This window comes from Paenisporosarcina sp. NPDC076907 (genome assembly GCF_050269735.1).
In the GTDB taxonomy this organism is placed as follows: domain Bacteria; phylum Bacillota; class Bacilli; order Bacillales_A; family Planococcaceae; genus Paenisporosarcina.
Window position 1 is genome coordinate 151,702 of record NZ_JBNNIX010000001.1, and the last position, 15,186, is coordinate 166,887.

The following is a 15,186-nucleotide window of genomic DNA, read 5'->3' on the forward strand; positions in this document are numbered from 1 at the left end:
CTTATCGTTCACCGTTCCCAAGTACATCTGACGGCATTCCAATCATGCTGTAATTTTTAGGTCCATCCAATTTTCTCTCGATGTATCGCAGGATAAGTGTGATGGTAAACGTCATGATGAAATACAGAACACAGGCAACAAAGAACGATTCAAAATACCTGAAGTTGTTTCCGGCAACAGATTTCGTTTGGAAAAACAACTCGGTTACCCCAATGACGTTCAGAACAGCCGTATCTTTAATATTAATGACAAATTGATTGCCTGTTGCTGGCAAAATGTTACGAATGACTTGCGGCAGTACGACATGGATCATCGTCTGAAAATGATTCATACCGATTGCCTGGGAAGCTTCAAATTGCCCTTGATCGACGGACACGATTCCACCGCGGACAATTTCTGCCATGTACGCCCCAGTATTGATTGATACGATAAAGACGGCCGCAGTCAATACGTCCATGTTGATGCCAAATGCCAGGGCCGACCCATAAAATATAACCATGGCTTGCACAATCATAGGCGTGCCGCGGAAAAACTCAACATACACAGATAAAATTGCATTTATTATTTTTAATAACCATTTTTTAGCCCCTCGATCAGGCATTGGAATCGTTTTGATGACACCAATCAGTAATCCGATGATTGCCCCCAGAATCGTTCCGATAATGGAAATCAAGAGTGTCATAACCGCTCCACGAATGAACATCGGCCAGTTATTGGTTAAAATCGTCATAATCCACTCAGTACTCATCTTTGTCCTCCTTAAACAATATAAAACCGGCTGCCGTTGCAGCCGGTATCACATGATCATTTATTGTGCTGCCGGTTGATTCTTGATAGCGTTATCCATAATTTCTTGGCGTTCTTCTTCTGAGATTTTTGATAAGGCTTTATTAATTTTCTCTGCTAAGTCACTGCCCTTTTGAAGTCCTACCGCAGTAGCTGTATCATCATCAGAAGTAGCGAAGCCATCTGTAAATTCTACCATTGCAAAGTTGTCATTAGCCGCAGAAGCACTGATTCCTTCAGGACGTTCTGACACATACCCATCAATCATTCCTGATTCAAGCGCAACTCGCATTGCAGGGAAATTGTCCATCGCTGTTTGTTTCTTCACGCCATCTATTTGATCAATTACTGAATAGTGGAATGTGTTTAATTGAGCCGTTATTTTTGCTCCTTTGAAATCTTGGAGGGAAGTAGCACCTTCATACTCTCCACCTTTTTTAACAACCATCACTAATTCTGATGTGTAGTAATTGTCCGAGAAATCGATTGACTCTTTACGCTCTGCTGTAGGGGACATACCTGCAATAATGGCATCAATTTTACCTGAAACCAATGCTGGTACAAGCCCATCCCATTCAGTTTTCACGATGACTAATTCTTTTCCTAGTTCTTCAGCAATTTTTTTGGCGATTTCCACATCATAGCCACCTGCATATTCTGCATTGCCATCAATTTTCACTCCACCGTTTGAGTCATCCATTTGAGTCCAGTTAAATGGTGCATATCCCGCTTCAAGTCCTACCTTAAATGTATCTTTTTCTCCTGATGTTCCTGTTTTTTCTGAAGTGCTTGACCCACAAGCTGTTAAAAGCAAAATGGTTGAAAGGAATATCGTTAAAAATATGGTTGATTTTTTTCTCATGACTAGTTCTCCCCTTTTGTTTGATATATGTTTTACTTTGTCTTTATAGACTAAAAAGGCCAACTGCACAAAAAAAGACCTGAGATGATCTCAGGTCGCAATATGTATAGTTGCCCTAAATCCTCTTCTTTTCCCAAATGAGATAGCACACCTCAATAAACCGGGAAGTTTATTGAGACAGTCCTGCAGTTCTTAACTACAGACCCAGCAAGTAATACCGAGAAATATTACACACTTCGGCGACATTTCCTTCTCCTTAGAATCAAAGTATCTCAAACTCCTCTAAGGACTGTTAAATATCGCGCCTCTACCTCACCATAAAAGTGAGGTTATATTCAATTATGTTCAACAGTCTACAACAACATAATTTATCTGTCAACCAATCTAACAATCTGGAAATTACCTAATGGCATTTGTTAAAACATAATATTATCGATAAATAGGGTTGTATTTTTACCATTTTAAAGGGAATTAATATCTTAAAAGAGAATAGATATGAGTGGTCATGAAAATCGCTAACAAAAGGTGAAGGAAGGTTATTATGGGTTCAAGAATTATGCATAGTATTATAGCCTATAAAATTGCTGAATCAGTTCCAATATCAGATAAAACGTCCTTTTTATTAGGAGGGATAGCACCAGATGCAGGGTCTCCTAAAGAGTTATCACATTTCTTTACGGGCGACGTCAATGATTATTCAAGAAATGTAGATTACGAAAATTTTATTGAAAAATATCGTTCTGATAAAAACAGTTCATTTATTTTAGGATATTATTCACATCTAATCGCAGATGACTTGTGGTTAAAGGGATTTTATTTACCATGGTTAAAAAACAGACTGGAAAACGATCAGAATATCCTCAATTTATATCATGGCGATTTTCAAACATTAAATGGGTTGTTATTAGATTACTACGGAGTCACAGATGAACTTAAAGAGATTTTAGAAAGTAGTGGCTCAGTTATTGAGATTGAAGAAGTATCCTCTAAAGACATCCATGACTTTGTTCCATATGTGTTAGAAGATATGAAATATGATATTGCACTTAGTAAACAACAATTAAATGTTTTTACTCTTGAGCAAATCATTGGATACATAGAAACATCAGTCCAAAAAGGAATCATGCATATAAAACCAATTTTAAGTTAATGTAGGTCGAGCTAGTGCGCAAAAAACCCCACGAATCTGGACAATATCCAGGTACGTGGGGTTTCGCAAGACTGCAATCGATTATGATTTCCTACTGAGCGATCGCTCAGTTGTAATTATTGACCTTCACGTAGGAAAAAATGAAGGTGACGTAGGAATTTTCACTGTTCACGTAGGAAAAATCGCCATCCACGTAGGAATTAGAGCAATTTCATAAATTACTTCGCATAATTCGCTCTGCGTGTTTGATTCATGACGGCGAGAGTGACGATTTCCGAAACGTCTTTCAGTTTTTCTTTACTGATTTTGTCTATAGTATCTTCGGGCTTATGATACCAAGGCTCCGCTGGGTTGTGAATGAATAAAGCAGCTGGAATTCCAGCTTTTGCAAAGGGAACATGGTCGCTACTGTCACCTTGATTATAAGGTGTTGGCTCTCCGTTCAGATCTGTACTGGCTTCCTGTGCCAGTTCAGTCACAAGGTTCGGCTTATTATCAACCGTTTGCAAAATCAGATCACCTGCATCTTTACTTCCTACCATATCCAGATTGAAGTTGGCCACGATTCGGCTGATTTCCTCTTTTGATAACTGTTCTACATAGTGATTGGAACCTATCAATCCCAGTTCTTCTGCACCAAACGTGATAAATCGGATTTCTGTGTGCGTTGGAACGGCTTTCATGACCCGTGCAAGTTCAAGTGTCATGGCAGTTCCGGATGCATCATCATTAGCACCAGGCGCCCCTGCAACTGAATCGTGATGCGCACCGATGACCAGGATGTCATGAGTTTCTTTTGTTTTTTTGGATACGTTGGGCTTTTTGGTGGCAATGACATTGTGCGATGTATTTTGTTCGGACTTTGCTCCTTCAATTTTTAAAGAGGCAACAGCTCGAGGGTATTTCTTAATATGACTTATCATCGTCTCGCCTTCAGTTTGGGTCAACAGCACTGATGGAACAAATCCTTTATGAGGTTCACCTAAACTTCCCATGATGGTTCCCGGTTCATTGTTGTAAAATATGACCCCTACAGCACCTTTCGCAGCCACATTTAACATTTTCTCTTTGAAGCTAATGACACCACGCTGCAGAAGTGCAATTTTTCCGGTCAAGTCCAATTGTTCGAGGTCTTTATTCTGACCAAGCCCAGCATCAACGACTTCTCCGGTAACTTTTCCGCTAACCGAATATTCCAAAGCCTGCGGATCCAGTTTTACTGAAAAACGCTCGATCTGTAAACCAATGGTGTGAGGCGCCGTATAGTCAGTGAAAGTGAAAGCCTGTACCTTGACCTTATAACCATAGGACTCGAATTGTTTTTTAATGAAAGCAACCGCAGTGTCTTCTTGTTGTGTTCCCGCCACTCGAGGTGTTTTGGATAAAAATTTAATATTGTTATACATGTTATCAGCATTTAGTGACTGCAGGATTTTAGTTTCAGTGTTAGATTCTTCTTGCTGATTAGAAGTGTAGTGAGTCGCGAAGGCAATCGGAGCAATAACACCCAGTCCAAGAATCGCTGCAACCGCAATTTTAACTATCGTATTTTTCATATTGTTCCTCCATCATGTTGATTCCATTAGGATGAACAAAAATGAGAATTTTACTAATAAAATTTATTAATCTTCTTTAACTGGATTTTCTTTTAACCATTTCGCGCCAAAATCGATCAGTGGTTTCATTTGAATAATGCGGCAATCGGCTTGACCTAATTTTCCTGCATAAAATGCTTCGGGATGTTCTTTTTCAAATGATTCCCCGAGGTCAGAGAATCGATCTGAATCCACATCTAAAGTTTGAAAATCAATCCATTGTCGTTGGCCGTCAACAAGCATAGCTGCACCTTGATTTGTGTAAGTCTTCTTTTCTAGTAAGTTCTCTGAAAGATGCAAAGCTGTGCAGGAATCGTAACCCACGCCAATTAAAACGATTTTAACGTTTTCATTCAAAAATGCGCCGAGTGGTGAAGTCATCCCAAAAGAATCTTCCAGTGGGTGTTCCATCATCCATTGTTCAGCGTGCTTGCCCCAGGCCATAAAGCTATGGACAGGGTGATAGCTGCGAATGGTTTTCGGATGCCGATGAAAGCATTCCGCAATTTTTCCCATTCCTCGAAGTGGGGTCAGATGTGGGTCGTAAGCAGGTGTATGTTCGCGGATTGCAGCATGCCATTCTTTCGGAACAGGCGGTAGCATCCAATAAGAAGGCTCCGAGTTCTCTGCCGATTGGGCAGGCATGATAATGGTGCCTTCTTCCGTAATAATTTCCATCAATGCATCGATGACTGCTTTAGCTCCACCGGCAATCCAACCCATCGATTTGATGGATGAATGAACCATGATAGCATCTCCAGCTTTAATGCCAAGCGTCTGCAATTGCTGTTTTAACGTTTCAACTGATTGGAAAGAGGTGGTTTCTTGTACTAAATCAAATTCACTCATGTAGGTGGCCTCCGAAATCTTTAATAGTTCAATTGTAAAGGAGAAAGGATGCCTTTGAAAATGCATTGTTTTATAAAAAAGCCGCTCTGGTTTACTCCAGAACGACGCTTACTTTCATTATTCAATATCCGCTACTTTCACAATCGCCTTTCCAAGATTTGCACCATTGAAAAGATCGAGAAATGCATCGATTGTGTGATCGAAACCTTCTGTAATGGTTTCCTCGTACTTCAGTTTGCCTTCTTTTAACCAAGTGGCCAATTCTTTTGCACCTTCTCCAAAACGAGCCGAGTAATTGCCAACAGTGAAGCCTTGCATCAATGAACTTGTCTTAATTAAATGCCCTTGCACACGAGGTCCAACGTCTGCTTGTTCGTTATTATAAGAAGAAATCGCTCCACATACGGGAATACGCGCAAAATTATTCAAAAGAGGGAAGATGGCATCTGAAATTTCTCCGCCAACGTTTTCAAAGTAAACATCGATTCCGTTTGGACAGACTTCCCGCAACGCTTGAGCAACATCCTGCGTCTTATAATTGATAGCTGCATCAAAACCCAGTTCGTCGAGCAGGAACTTCACTTTCTCTTCAGATCCAGCAATGCCGACTACATGTGCACCTTTTAATTTTGCAATTTGTCCTACGATGGACCCTACAGCTCCTGCCGCTCCTGAAACAACCACTGTTTCGCCTTCTTTAGGTTTCCCAATATCCAGTAAGCCAAAATAAGCAGTCAAACCGGTCATGCCCAAAACGCTCAAATAAGCTGACGCCGGTGCCATTCGATGATCAATTTTTCGAACCGCGTTTTCTTTTACTACACTATATTCTTGCCAAGGAAGAGCTCCTAAAACAACATCGCCTTTTTCGAAAAGAGATGACTTCGATTGAATGACTTGTCCTACGACTCCGCTTGTTATCATTTCATTCAATTCAAAGGGAGGAATATACGATTTTGTATCGTTCATCCGGCCACGTAAATAAGGATCAACTGATATGTAAACTGTTTTTACTACGACCTCGCCATCAGAGGCACTCTCGATAGGTCCACTAATCATTTTGAAATCATCTTTCGTCGGTGTACCTTTAGGTCGGTTAATCAATTTAATTTGCTTCTGCATAATCCTCATCCCTCCGTAAAATAATTAGCTATATGAAGTAATGTACCTTACCCAGTTATTTTTTACATGAAAAGAGTCCTCAACAATCGTCAAGGACTCAAAATAAATTCATTTTTTGACTTCAATCGCTTTCTTCTCTTCATTTTGCCAAGTTATATCTGCTTCAATTAACGTGTAATTATCTTTAATTCCAAAAGCGCTGACAATTTGGTCAATAATTACTTCATCTGACATGTTTTCTTTTAATCGCAATTTTTCAAGGATGGGCTTCAATTTTGCCATGGCTTCCTCACCAGTAACCTCACTACCACCATCTGCAGTATTTCTATACTCAGCATCCGTAGAGTCTTTTTCTTCTTCATAATTCACATCTAGCGCTTCTGGTTGATCTGATCCAAAAACTAAAAAACGCTTTGGTCTAATTCACAATGATTTGCATCAAGGGAATTTTTTCGTTAAAGCACAACAACTCATTATTTTTGATTTCGATGATTGTGCTTACAATTGGTTTGTCCAAGATTTGTCAGCTTCCATCTATCATGCCATGTGGACTGGAAGCGCATACCATCCAGAATGGATTACTTTCCAACAAGAATTCTTGAATCATTTTCTCGATGGATATCTTCAAATTCGGTCACTCAATGAAGCGGACTTAATCCAGCTCAAGCTGTTTCTACAGGTAAGGGAATTATTTTTGTACCTGCTGTTTCAGAAAACATGGAACAAAAATACTTTGGAACAATGGCAGTCTGATAAGTTGAAGGAACTCGAAGTGAACTTACGATATCGAAAAACGCCGTATGAAAAAGAATTCACCTCGTGGATGAACGAAACTTTTAATCGCGACTTTTCGTAAATACATAAAAAGGAGTGAATGATATGAAGATGGTTCAGGTGAAAGAAGATTTGCTATCAACATATGAACAAGTAAAAAGCGCAATTAGTTGGACTGTTGATAAGCGAATTGCGTTATCGATAGCGAGTTACTATGTCACAACAGGTAAAACATTCGATGGCAAACGATTCTTGGCAACTTCAGATGTGATTAAGCAAAAATCTGGCTGGACATCACCACTTCGATCACATATTCACTATATGATGGCGGCAATCTTGACGAAGGATGATGAAGATCCGTCCATTTCAATTGATACCTTACTGACGAAAACAGAATCATTAAAATCTGCAGGCTTTAAAACAAATGTCTACAGTTACTTAGCGGCTCTTTTAATGAGTGACGAAAAATCCTTACAAGATGCCGAAGCTGCGCAAGCTAAACTCTTATATGATGCGATGAAGGGACATCATCCATTCCTGACACAGCCGGATGATGTGCCGTATGCAGTCATGCTTGGAAGACTGGCAGGAGATCAGAAAGAACGAGCGGCAACAATGAATCGATATTATACGGAACTTTGGCCACAAGGTTTTCATATGGGAAATGAACTTCAATGGATGTCGCAAATTCTTACATATAAAAGCCCGAGTTATCAAACCAATATAGTTGGTCAGGCTGTGCATATAAGGGACCAACTGAAAGCTGCAGGCATTAAAATAAAATCCATGCATTATGTCATGGTAGGCTTTTTGGCAACCTTGGAAATAAAAGATGAGGAATTGCAACATGTCATTGAAACGTACCGTCAATTGGAAACAATGAAGCTTTTCAATTGGTATAAAGAGATGATTTTTCCAATAGCGGTCCAACTCGAAACGAAACACATTATCGATAATGAAGGAACAGCCTCCGTTAGCTTCGCCACTACGATTGAAATGGTGATGCAAGCCCAACAAGCTGCCATGATTGCGTCGATGGCAGCAACGAATGCGGCAGTTGCGTCAAGTGGTGGAGGAGAATGTTAGAATAGGGACGAATGTATAGATAACGACTTCAGGAGGTGTTTCTTTTGAAAGAAACCGGACTTTGGATTAATGGAGATTGGCGTGAAGCAAGTGGAACGTATGAATTGAAAGCTCCTTATGATGGAAAACTGCTTGCTAAAGTGGCAAAAGGATCACCGGAAGATGTGAAAGTAGCAATTGCTGGCGCGGAACAAGCCTTTCATTCCTTCAAAAAATGGACGGCTTATGATCGGGCAGAAATTTTATATAAAGTGGTCAACATTATGCGCGAACGTAAAGAAGAGCTCGCCATGATATTGGCGCAAGAAGCTGGCAAACCGTTGAAAACGTCTCGTGGTGAAGTGGATCGCACGATTGCGACCTATCAATTTGCTGCAGAGGAAGCGAAGCAATACCGAGGGGAAACCATTCCGATGGACGCTGCCCCAGGAGGTGCGAACCGAATTGGCTGGACAAAAAAAGAAGCGATCGGGGTTGTGGCAGCGATTACGCCGTTCAATTTCCCATTCAATTTAGTGGCGCATAAACTAGGACCTGCTTTCGCAGTGGGGAATACGGTTGTTTTGAAGCCGGCAACCCAAACACCGTTGAGTTCACTGGTCATGGCCGATATTTTCAAAGAAGCTGGTTTACCGGATGGTGCGCTTCAAATTGTAACAGGAAGCGGGAGCGAGTTAAGTGACGCTCTCATTACACATCCAGCAGTTAAAAAAGTGACGTTTACTGGAAGTGTTCCTGTCGGGTTGAAAATTAAAGAAAAAGTGGGTCTACGCAAAATTACGCTTGAACTAGGTTCAAACGCTGCCTTGATTGTAGAGCCAAGTGTGCCTATCGAAAAAATCGTCAAACGTTGTGCAGAAGGGGCATTCAGCTTTTCGGGACAGGTATGTATTTCTTTACAACGCATTTACGTGAACCGCGAAGTTTATGATGAATTCGTGCAAGGGTTTGTGGATGAAACGAAAAAACTAATAGTTGGCGATCCACTGGATGAACAAACCGATGTCGGTTCAATGATTCATCCAGACGAAGTGGAACGCATTGTCAGTTGGATTGAAGAAGCAAAATCGCAAGGGGCGACAGTTGCGACAGGAGGCGAATTTACAGAACGTCAGCTACATCCTACTGTACTAATAGGTGCTAAAGAAGATATGAAAGTTGTATGCGAAGAAGTCTTTGCGCCAATTGTCTCCGTTATTCCTTATGACACATTGGATGAAGCAATCGAGTGGGTAAATGCTTCACAGTTTGGATTGAATGCAGCCATTTACACGAATGTCTTGACGGATGCGATGAAAGCGGCCGATGAAATTGAAGCGGGAGCTGTCATCATCAATGACATTCCAACTTTCCGGGTCGACAACATGCCTTACGGCGGCGTGAAAATGAGTGGCTATGGCCGCGAAGGCGTCAAATTTGCCGTCGATGAAATGACTGAATTGAAGTTTATTACGATGAAAACCGTGTTTTGAACATGAAGAAGCACCACAATTGATCAGCTCAATTGTGGTGATTTTTTTGTCCATTTGGAGCGGGTTTCCGTCCATTCGGAGCTGTTTTTCGTCCAGTTAAGTTGGTTTTCTGTCCACTCAAGTTGAGTTTTCGTCCAGTCATTCGTCGTTTCCGTCCATTCGCTCTGGAGAGGACACGATTCTTTTCGGGAAAGACACACCAGTCCGTTTTAATAAAATGAGAAGGAGTAACGAGAGTAATAGAGAATTTATTAGTAATAAACTTTGAATAACCAATCGTAAGGTGTAAGAACTCAAAAATAAATCGGGGGGATATGGTTGAATAATTTAATCGCAACACTGTTTCTATTGTTCGGGTTTCTCATATTGACGTTGACGTATTTTGATACATTTACGGAACCAGATGGTATTCGATGGTTGGCAGGAGGGCTAATTACAATAGGACTTTCAATATTTACCATGGCATTATTGAAAATAAGTAAAGAACAAGATGCACAAATAACAGCTGAAAAGTTGAAGGATTCTTGACTCTACTAATTTTTGTTCCTTGACTTGTTAAGTTTGGCAACTTGATTTGTTAAATAATCAATTTGTTTTTGCATTTGTATCAATTGCTTATCTTGGCTATTTTGATTTTGGAAGTCTTGTGTATTGCTGTTAGCAGCTTCTTCTAAGGCTAGCGCAGCCGCAACAGTTGCTAAAGCATCACCGAATGTAGTGATCACTGATGCAATCAAAGCAAGTTTAGCAGAATTGTTTTCTGAAATTGAGGTGTTTTGAATATAAGAATCAGAATTCATATGATTTTTATTCAATCTTCTTGCCCCCAATATTCTTCATTGATGTCATAAAATTTTGGTATCATATTTATTTAATGCGTAGAGTTTCTTTTCTGTGTAGGAAAAATATTGTGGTGTCGATTTTCGTACGGTTGTAATTAGAGTGCATAATATTTTTTCCTAAAAAGACCTCATGTGCATTCAGCGCATGAGGTTCCAATTAGTCTTTTTAATGTATAGGACGATTATGAATCGTACTTTTACACTTTAAACAATCTCCACCGTTTTTGAAGCGGCAATCAACTCGCGGATGCAATCAAGATTCCCCTCATGAAATGCATCAACTATACGACTTCCCACAATGACCCCGTCTGCAAGCTTGCCCATTTCGCGTACCTGTTCAGGCGTGGAGATCCCGAACCCTGCCATAACTGGGACCGGGCTTACTTCTTTCAGCTTCGCCAAATGTTCGCCAACATTCGCTGCAAACTCAGCGCGCGCACCTGTGATACCGGTAACCGTAACTGCATATAGAAATCCTTCTGAAGCTTTCGCAATTCGCTCGATTCGTTCTTGAGGGCTAGTCAGACTGACCAATTGAACGAGAGCCAAATCGTGTTTTGAGAACTCATCCTTCACCATCGTACTTTCTTCAAGCGGTAAATCGGGAACAATCAATCCACTAACGCCAGCCTCAGCACAGTCTTGTGCAAACTTTTCGATCCCATAGCGGAACACTGGATTCAAGTATGTCATTAAGACAATCGGTATTGTTACCTCATTACGCAAAGACATGATTTCTTCTAACACACCACGCAATGTCACGCCTGAAGCTAAGGCGCGTTTCCCGGCTTCCTGGATGGTTGGACCATCTGCAACAGGGTCAGAGAAAGGGATTCCGAGCTCGACTGCAGTGGCGCCGGATTCCTGAAGAAACAGTAATTGTTCACGGAGGTTGTGTAACCCGCCGTCCCCGGCCATGATATAAGGGATGAACGCTTTTCCACCAGTGGCGACTTGCTGTTCTATTGCGGTTTGCAATTTCATTTTAGTCATTTGGTCCACCTCCAAGCGCATCGCGAACCGTAACGACATCTTTGTCTCCGCGTCCTGATAAACAAATCACGACAATCTCCTCTTCACTCATCCGAGCTGCCAGTTCGCCGGCAAAATGAATGGCATGAGCAGACTCAAGAGCGGGGAGGATGCCTTCCGTTCTAGCAAGCAGTTGGACAGCAGCTAATGCCTGTTCATCCGTTACCGACGTGTACTCCACACGACCATTTTCATGTAAGAAGCTATGTTCGGGTCCGATTCCTGGATAATCGAGTCCAGCTGAAATGGAGTGTGCTTCCTGAATTTGACCTGCATCATCTTGTAGTAAATACATAAGTGCGCCGTGCAAAACGCCTACAGAACCTTTCGTCAATGTAGCTGCGTGTTGATTGGTATCCAGACCAGCGCCAGCTGCTTCCACGCCGAACAATTTCACGTCTTTGTCTTCAATAAAAGGATAGAACATTCCCATGGCATTACTGCCGCCACCAATACAGGCAACGATTGCATCCGGCAGGCGACCTTCTTTTTTGACGATTTGTTTTCGAGTTTCGTCACCAATGACGCGTTGGAAATCACGCACAATTTTAGGGAAGGGGTGTGGTCCTAAAACTGAGCCCATAATGTAGTGAGTGTCCCCAACATTCGTCACCCAGTAACGCAGCGCTTCGTTAACGGCATCCTTCAACGTTCGACTGCCTTGTGTCACGGTAACGACTTTTGCACCCAGCAGCTCCATACGGAATACATTCAGTTGCTGACGACGGACGTCTTCTTCGCCCATGAAAATCACACATTCCAAGTCTAGCAACGCACACACCGTTGCAGTTGCCACACCATGCTGACCAGCGCCGGTTTCTGCAACAACTTTGCGTTTGCCCATACGGACAGCAAGAAGTGCCTGACCGATCGTGTTGTTAATTTTATGGGCGCCTGTATGATTAAGATCTTCACGTTTCAAGTAAATCTTGGCACCACCCATTTTCTTCGTTAAGCGTTCGGCATAGTAAAGGGGGTTTTCCCGACCCACATAATCTTTTAAGTAGTAACGGAATTCCTCAAGAAAAGCATCGTCTTGAATAGCTAAATCGTAAGCTTCCTCTAATTCAATCACAGCTTGCATCAATGTCTCAGGAACAAATCTTCCGCCGAATCTGCCATAATGTCCAGTTGCGTTTGGTTGGTTGTAGGTAGTTTGCACGCTCATCTCTCCTCATCTCGAACAGCACGTATAAACGTGCGGATTTTTTCTGCATCTTTCTTTTGCTCTGTCTCAACTCCACTAGATACATCCACCATAAAAGGGTGGACGGTGTTTATGGCTTCTCTTACATTACTTTCATTCAAGCCGCCAGCTAGTACGACTTTCTCAAGCGGAATATTGGCTTTTGCAAGGAGTGTCCAGTCAAATGACTGACCCGAACCTCCACGAAATTCTAAGCCTGGCGCATCAAACAAGAAATAATCAACTTCATATTGAGCGGCCTTTTGTACGTCTTCAAAACTATTTATCGATAACGCTTTAATTGTAGGGAAAGATAAATTTCGAACATATTCGGGTGTTTCATCACCATGAAGCTGAACGACATCCAGTGGGACTTCTTTTGCGATTCGTTCCACTTCTTCTAATGCTTTATTGACGAAGACGCCAATTTTCAATACTTCACTCGGAACTGCATCGGCAAGTTCTTTTGCAGTTTCAACAGTTAGTTGACGGCGACTGGGTGCGAACACAAATCCAACCGCATCAGCTCCTGCGTTAATAGCTGTTTTCACATCTTCCGGTTCCATCAATCCACAAATTTTGACTTTAGTCATCAATATTCACCACGTTTCACGTGAAACGTATGCAATATTTCGTCAATATTTTTAGTACGCATTAACGTTTCCCCAACCAGTACTGCATGTGCTCCGACTTGGGCAACTGAAATGGCATCAGAAACGTCTGCAATTCCACTTTCACTGATTAATACACGTTGCTCATGAAAAGGGAAGTGTGCTGCGATTTGTACGGTGTTCGCTAAATCCACTTCGAACGTTTTGAGATTGCGATTATTTACACCAATCATTTTTGCATCTATCGCCAAAGCTCTTTGCAATTCATCTACGTCATGAACCTCAACCAAAACTTCCAGGTTCAACCTACTGGCATAGTCAAATAGCTCCTGAAGAAGCGGTTGTTCAAGGGCCGCAACAATTAACAGAATGACGGATGCGCCAGCACGTTTTGCCTGGTCAATCTGTAAAGGGTGGATAATAAAGTCCTTGCAGAGAACGGGGAGGTTGACTGCAGAAGAAACAGCTTGTAAATCATCCATCGATCCCTTGAAAAATTGTTGATCGGTCAATACAGAAATCGCTGCCGCGCCAGCCTTTTCATAAGCCAGTGCCTGTTGAACGGGATTGACATTGCCATTAATTAAACCTTTTGAAGGGGACGCGCGTTTGATTTCTGAAATGACCTGTAAATGCTGCGTGTTATATAAACTCTCAAAAAGTGAAGGTTGATTAGAAGTCGTTTTAGTAAATTCTGAAAGGTCTTGTTGCTTCAGTAAACCTGCTACTTCTAGTTTCTTCACTTCTAAAATCTGCTCCAAAATTGTCATGCGTTCACCTCCAAATGATTCCGGTTCTGGCTGTATGCGATCACTGATTTCATGACACTAAGCGCCCGACCGTTAGAAATGGTCTTCCGTGCTTTATGAACGCCTTCCTGAATGGTTGAAACGGTACCTGCTGCGAACAATCCGATTCCTGCATTTAACAACACAGTATCTAAATAAGGGGATGGTTCCCCACGTAAAACACGCTTCAAAATTTCAGCATTATCTTTAGCGTCTCCACCACGAATCGCTTCGAGTGAAGCATATGGCAACCCAACTTCCTGGGCATTCAGAGTAAACGGGATACAATCGCCGTCTTTCATGAGCACGAGATGGTTATCTCCCGCCAAAGATGCTTCATCCATTCCGCCAGCACCACTCAAGACAATTGCGCTTTTTCGGCCAAGTCGATGAAGGGCAGCGGCGATATCCATCAATTTATCCGGACGGTATACACCAACCATTTGGGACGTTAATTCCACTGGATTGGTTAAGGGACCAATCATATTGAATATTGTCGGTTTTCCCATCGATTTTCGAATGGATTGAATCCGTTTCATTTTTGGATGAACATGTGGAGCGAATAAAAAAGCGATGTTCGTTTGATTCAATAATTCATCCACTTCGCGTGGTAGAAAATCCAAGGCAATGCCAAGTTCTTCAAGTACATCGGCGCTACCGGTTCTGCTCGAAATACTGCGGTTTCCGTGCTTGGCGATTTTCAGTCCTGCCCCTGCTAAAACGAATGAAGATGTGGTGCTAATATTAAAGCTTTGGGAACCATCGCCTCCCGTTCCGCAGTTATCAAATACAAGGGGGGAGGTCACAGGAATCTGTGTCGCATTTTCCCGTAAAACTTCAACCAGTGCTGCAATTTCTTCTGTAGTTTCGCCTTTTATAGATAAGGCGTTTAAGAAATTCGCGATATCCACACCAGCAGATTCTTCTGAAAACATGGCGTTTGTAGCTTCTCTCATCTCACTGTACGTCAGTGAATTTCCACCACGTACACTCTCTGTAAATCTTCTCATCTCAATCTCTCCTCTGGCTAA

17 protein-coding genes, 1 pseudogene and 1 riboswitch are annotated in these 15,186 nt (G+C 41.8%); of the genes and pseudogenes, 6 read left to right on the forward strand and 12 right to left on the reverse strand.

Annotation, left to right across the window (positions count from 1 at the left end; all coding sequences use genetic code 11):
- Nucleotide 1 precedes the first annotated feature (1 nt).
- Both ACQKEV_RS00760 and ACQKEV_RS00765 read right to left on the reverse strand, forming a co-directional pair.
- Nucleotides 2-748 carry an amino acid ABC transporter permease gene (locus tag ACQKEV_RS00760; protein WP_427442425.1) on the reverse strand — a complete coding sequence of 249 codons (747 nt, stop codon included), beginning with the start codon at nucleotides 746-748 and terminating at the stop codon, nucleotides 2-4.
- A gap of 60 nt (nucleotides 749-808) precedes the next feature.
- Entirely contained in the window at nucleotides 809-1,648 is an 840-nt protein-coding gene (locus tag ACQKEV_RS00765) for a transporter substrate-binding domain-containing protein (protein WP_427442427.1), read from the reverse strand.
- Between the two features lie 135 nt (nucleotides 1,649-1,783).
- A riboswitch (Lysine riboswitch) is annotated at nucleotides 1,784-1,966 on the reverse strand.
- A gap of 223 nt (nucleotides 1,967-2,189) precedes the next feature.
- Here ACQKEV_RS00765 and ACQKEV_RS00770 point away from each other — a divergent pair.
- Nucleotides 2,190-2,798, forward strand: coding sequence for a zinc dependent phospholipase C family protein (locus ACQKEV_RS00770; RefSeq protein WP_427442428.1), 609 nt, complete (start codon nucleotides 2,190-2,192; stop codon nucleotides 2,796-2,798).
- Between the two features lie 55 nt (nucleotides 2,799-2,853).
- Complete coding sequence (locus ACQKEV_RS00775; RefSeq protein WP_427442430.1) at nucleotides 2,854-3,015, forward strand: hypothetical protein; 162 nt, start codon at nucleotides 2,854-2,856, stop codon at nucleotides 3,013-3,015.
- A 1-nt stretch (nucleotide 3,016) separates the two neighbouring features.
- Here ACQKEV_RS00775 and ACQKEV_RS00780 read toward each other — a convergent pair whose 3' ends face one another.
- The 4 genes from ACQKEV_RS00780 to ACQKEV_RS00795 form a co-directional block, all read right to left on the reverse strand.
- Nucleotides 3,017-4,354: a M20/M25/M40 family metallo-hydrolase gene (locus ACQKEV_RS00780; protein ID WP_427442432.1), complete on the reverse strand. Its 1,338-nt coding sequence runs from the start codon at nucleotides 4,352-4,354 to the stop codon at nucleotides 3,017-3,019.
- 66 nt (nucleotides 4,355-4,420) lie between these two features.
- Complete coding sequence (locus ACQKEV_RS00785; protein ID WP_427442434.1) at nucleotides 4,421-5,242, reverse strand: aminoglycoside N(3)-acetyltransferase; 822 nt, start codon at nucleotides 5,240-5,242, stop codon at nucleotides 4,421-4,423.
- A 117-nt stretch (nucleotides 5,243-5,359) separates the two neighbouring features.
- Complete coding sequence (locus ACQKEV_RS00790; protein ID WP_427442436.1) at nucleotides 5,360-6,364, reverse strand: NADP-dependent oxidoreductase; 1,005 nt, start codon at nucleotides 6,362-6,364, stop codon at nucleotides 5,360-5,362.
- 108 nt (nucleotides 6,365-6,472) lie between these two features.
- Complete coding sequence (locus tag ACQKEV_RS00795; protein WP_427442438.1) at nucleotides 6,473-6,733, reverse strand: YusW family protein; 261 nt, start codon at nucleotides 6,731-6,733, stop codon at nucleotides 6,473-6,475.
- Between the two features lie 49 nt (nucleotides 6,734-6,782).
- Between ACQKEV_RS00795 and ACQKEV_RS00800 the strand changes: the two are divergent.
- The 4 genes and pseudogenes from ACQKEV_RS00800 to ACQKEV_RS00815 form a co-directional block, all read left to right on the forward strand.
- Nucleotides 6,783-7,220: pseudogene (locus tag ACQKEV_RS00800) on the forward strand (phosphotransferase enzyme family protein); the annotation flags it as partial.
- Between the two features lie 23 nt (nucleotides 7,221-7,243).
- Nucleotides 7,244-8,224 carry a DUF4003 family protein gene (locus ACQKEV_RS00805; protein ID WP_427442439.1) on the forward strand — a complete coding sequence of 327 codons (981 nt, stop codon included), beginning with the start codon at nucleotides 7,244-7,246 and terminating at the stop codon, nucleotides 8,222-8,224.
- Nucleotides 8,225-8,268: 44 nt separating this feature from the next.
- Complete coding sequence (locus ACQKEV_RS00810) at nucleotides 8,269-9,696, forward strand: aldehyde dehydrogenase family protein (protein ID WP_427442441.1); 1,428 nt, start codon at nucleotides 8,269-8,271, stop codon at nucleotides 9,694-9,696.
- A 318-nt stretch (nucleotides 9,697-10,014) separates the two neighbouring features.
- On the forward strand, nucleotides 10,015-10,224 hold the full coding sequence (locus tag ACQKEV_RS00815) for a hypothetical protein (RefSeq protein WP_427442443.1): 210 nt from the start codon (nucleotides 10,015-10,017) through the stop codon (nucleotides 10,222-10,224).
- 5 nt (nucleotides 10,225-10,229) lie between these two features.
- On the opposite strand, the gene ACQKEV_RS00820 is transcribed toward ACQKEV_RS00815, so the two are convergent.
- From ACQKEV_RS00820 to trpD, 6 genes are all read right to left on the reverse strand, one after another.
- On the reverse strand, nucleotides 10,230-10,511 hold the full coding sequence (locus ACQKEV_RS00820; RefSeq protein WP_427442445.1) for a hypothetical protein: 282 nt from the start codon (nucleotides 10,509-10,511) through the stop codon (nucleotides 10,230-10,232).
- A gap of 231 nt (nucleotides 10,512-10,742) precedes the next feature.
- Nucleotides 10,743-11,531 carry a tryptophan synthase subunit alpha gene (trpA, locus tag ACQKEV_RS00825; protein ID WP_427442446.1) on the reverse strand — a complete coding sequence of 263 codons (789 nt, stop codon included), beginning with the start codon at nucleotides 11,529-11,531 and terminating at the stop codon, nucleotides 10,743-10,745.
- Nucleotides 11,524-12,738, reverse strand: a complete 1,215-nt coding sequence (trpB, locus tag ACQKEV_RS00830) for a tryptophan synthase subunit beta (protein ID WP_427442448.1) — start codon at nucleotides 12,736-12,738, stop codon at nucleotides 11,524-11,526. The genes trpA and trpB overlap by 8 nt, the downstream gene beginning before the upstream one ends.
- Nucleotides 12,735-13,349, reverse strand: coding sequence for a phosphoribosylanthranilate isomerase (locus tag ACQKEV_RS00835; RefSeq protein WP_427442450.1), 615 nt, complete (start codon nucleotides 13,347-13,349; stop codon nucleotides 12,735-12,737). The genes trpB and ACQKEV_RS00835 overlap by 4 nt, the downstream gene beginning before the upstream one ends.
- Nucleotides 13,349-14,137 carry an indole-3-glycerol phosphate synthase TrpC gene (gene trpC / locus ACQKEV_RS00840; protein WP_427442452.1) on the reverse strand — a complete coding sequence of 263 codons (789 nt, stop codon included), beginning with the start codon at nucleotides 14,135-14,137 and terminating at the stop codon, nucleotides 13,349-13,351. Before trpC ends, ACQKEV_RS00835 begins: the two co-directional genes overlap by 1 nt.
- Complete coding sequence (trpD, locus tag ACQKEV_RS00845; RefSeq protein WP_427442454.1) at nucleotides 14,134-15,165, reverse strand: anthranilate phosphoribosyltransferase; 1,032 nt, start codon at nucleotides 15,163-15,165, stop codon at nucleotides 14,134-14,136. The genes trpC and trpD overlap by 4 nt, the downstream gene beginning before the upstream one ends.
- Between the last annotated feature and the right edge of the window lie 21 nt (nucleotides 15,166-15,186).

Coding starts and splice junctions, on each gene's coding strand:
- ACQKEV_RS00790 (WP_427442436.1), bottom strand. CDS start 6,364: ATGCAGAAGCAAATTAAATTGATTAACCGACCTAAAGGTACACCGACG.
- trpA (WP_427442446.1), bottom strand. CDS start 11,531: ATGACTAAAATGAAATTGCAAACCGCAATAGAACAGCAAGTCGCCACT.
- ACQKEV_RS00835 (WP_427442450.1), bottom strand. CDS start 13,349: ATGACTAAAGTCAAAATTTGTGGATTGATGGAACCGGAAGATGTGAAA.
- ACQKEV_RS00770 (WP_427442428.1), top strand. CDS start 2,190: ATGGGTTCAAGAATTATGCATAGTATTATAGCCTATAAAATTGCTGAA.
- ACQKEV_RS00785 (WP_427442434.1), bottom strand. CDS start 5,242: ATGAGTGAATTTGATTTAGTACAAGAAACCACCTCTTTCCAATCAGTT.
- ACQKEV_RS00760 (WP_427442425.1), bottom strand. CDS start 748: ATGAGTACTGAGTGGATTATGACGATTTTAACCAATAACTGGCCGATG.
- ACQKEV_RS00805 (WP_427442439.1), top strand. CDS start 7,244: ATGAAGATGGTTCAGGTGAAAGAAGATTTGCTATCAACATATGAACAA.
- trpC (WP_427442452.1), bottom strand. CDS start 14,137: ATGACAATTTTGGAGCAGATTTTAGAAGTGAAGAAACTAGAAGTAGCA.
- ACQKEV_RS00780 (WP_427442432.1), bottom strand. CDS start 4,354: ATGAAAAATACGATAGTTAAAATTGCGGTTGCAGCGATTCTTGGACTG.
- trpB (WP_427442448.1), bottom strand. CDS start 12,738: ATGAGCGTGCAAACTACCTACAACCAACCAAACGCAACTGGACATTAT.
- trpD (WP_427442454.1), bottom strand. CDS start 15,165: ATGAGAAGATTTACAGAGAGTGTACGTGGTGGAAATTCACTGACGTAC.
- ACQKEV_RS00765 (WP_427442427.1), bottom strand. CDS start 1,648: ATGAGAAAAAAATCAACCATATTTTTAACGATATTCCTTTCAACCATT.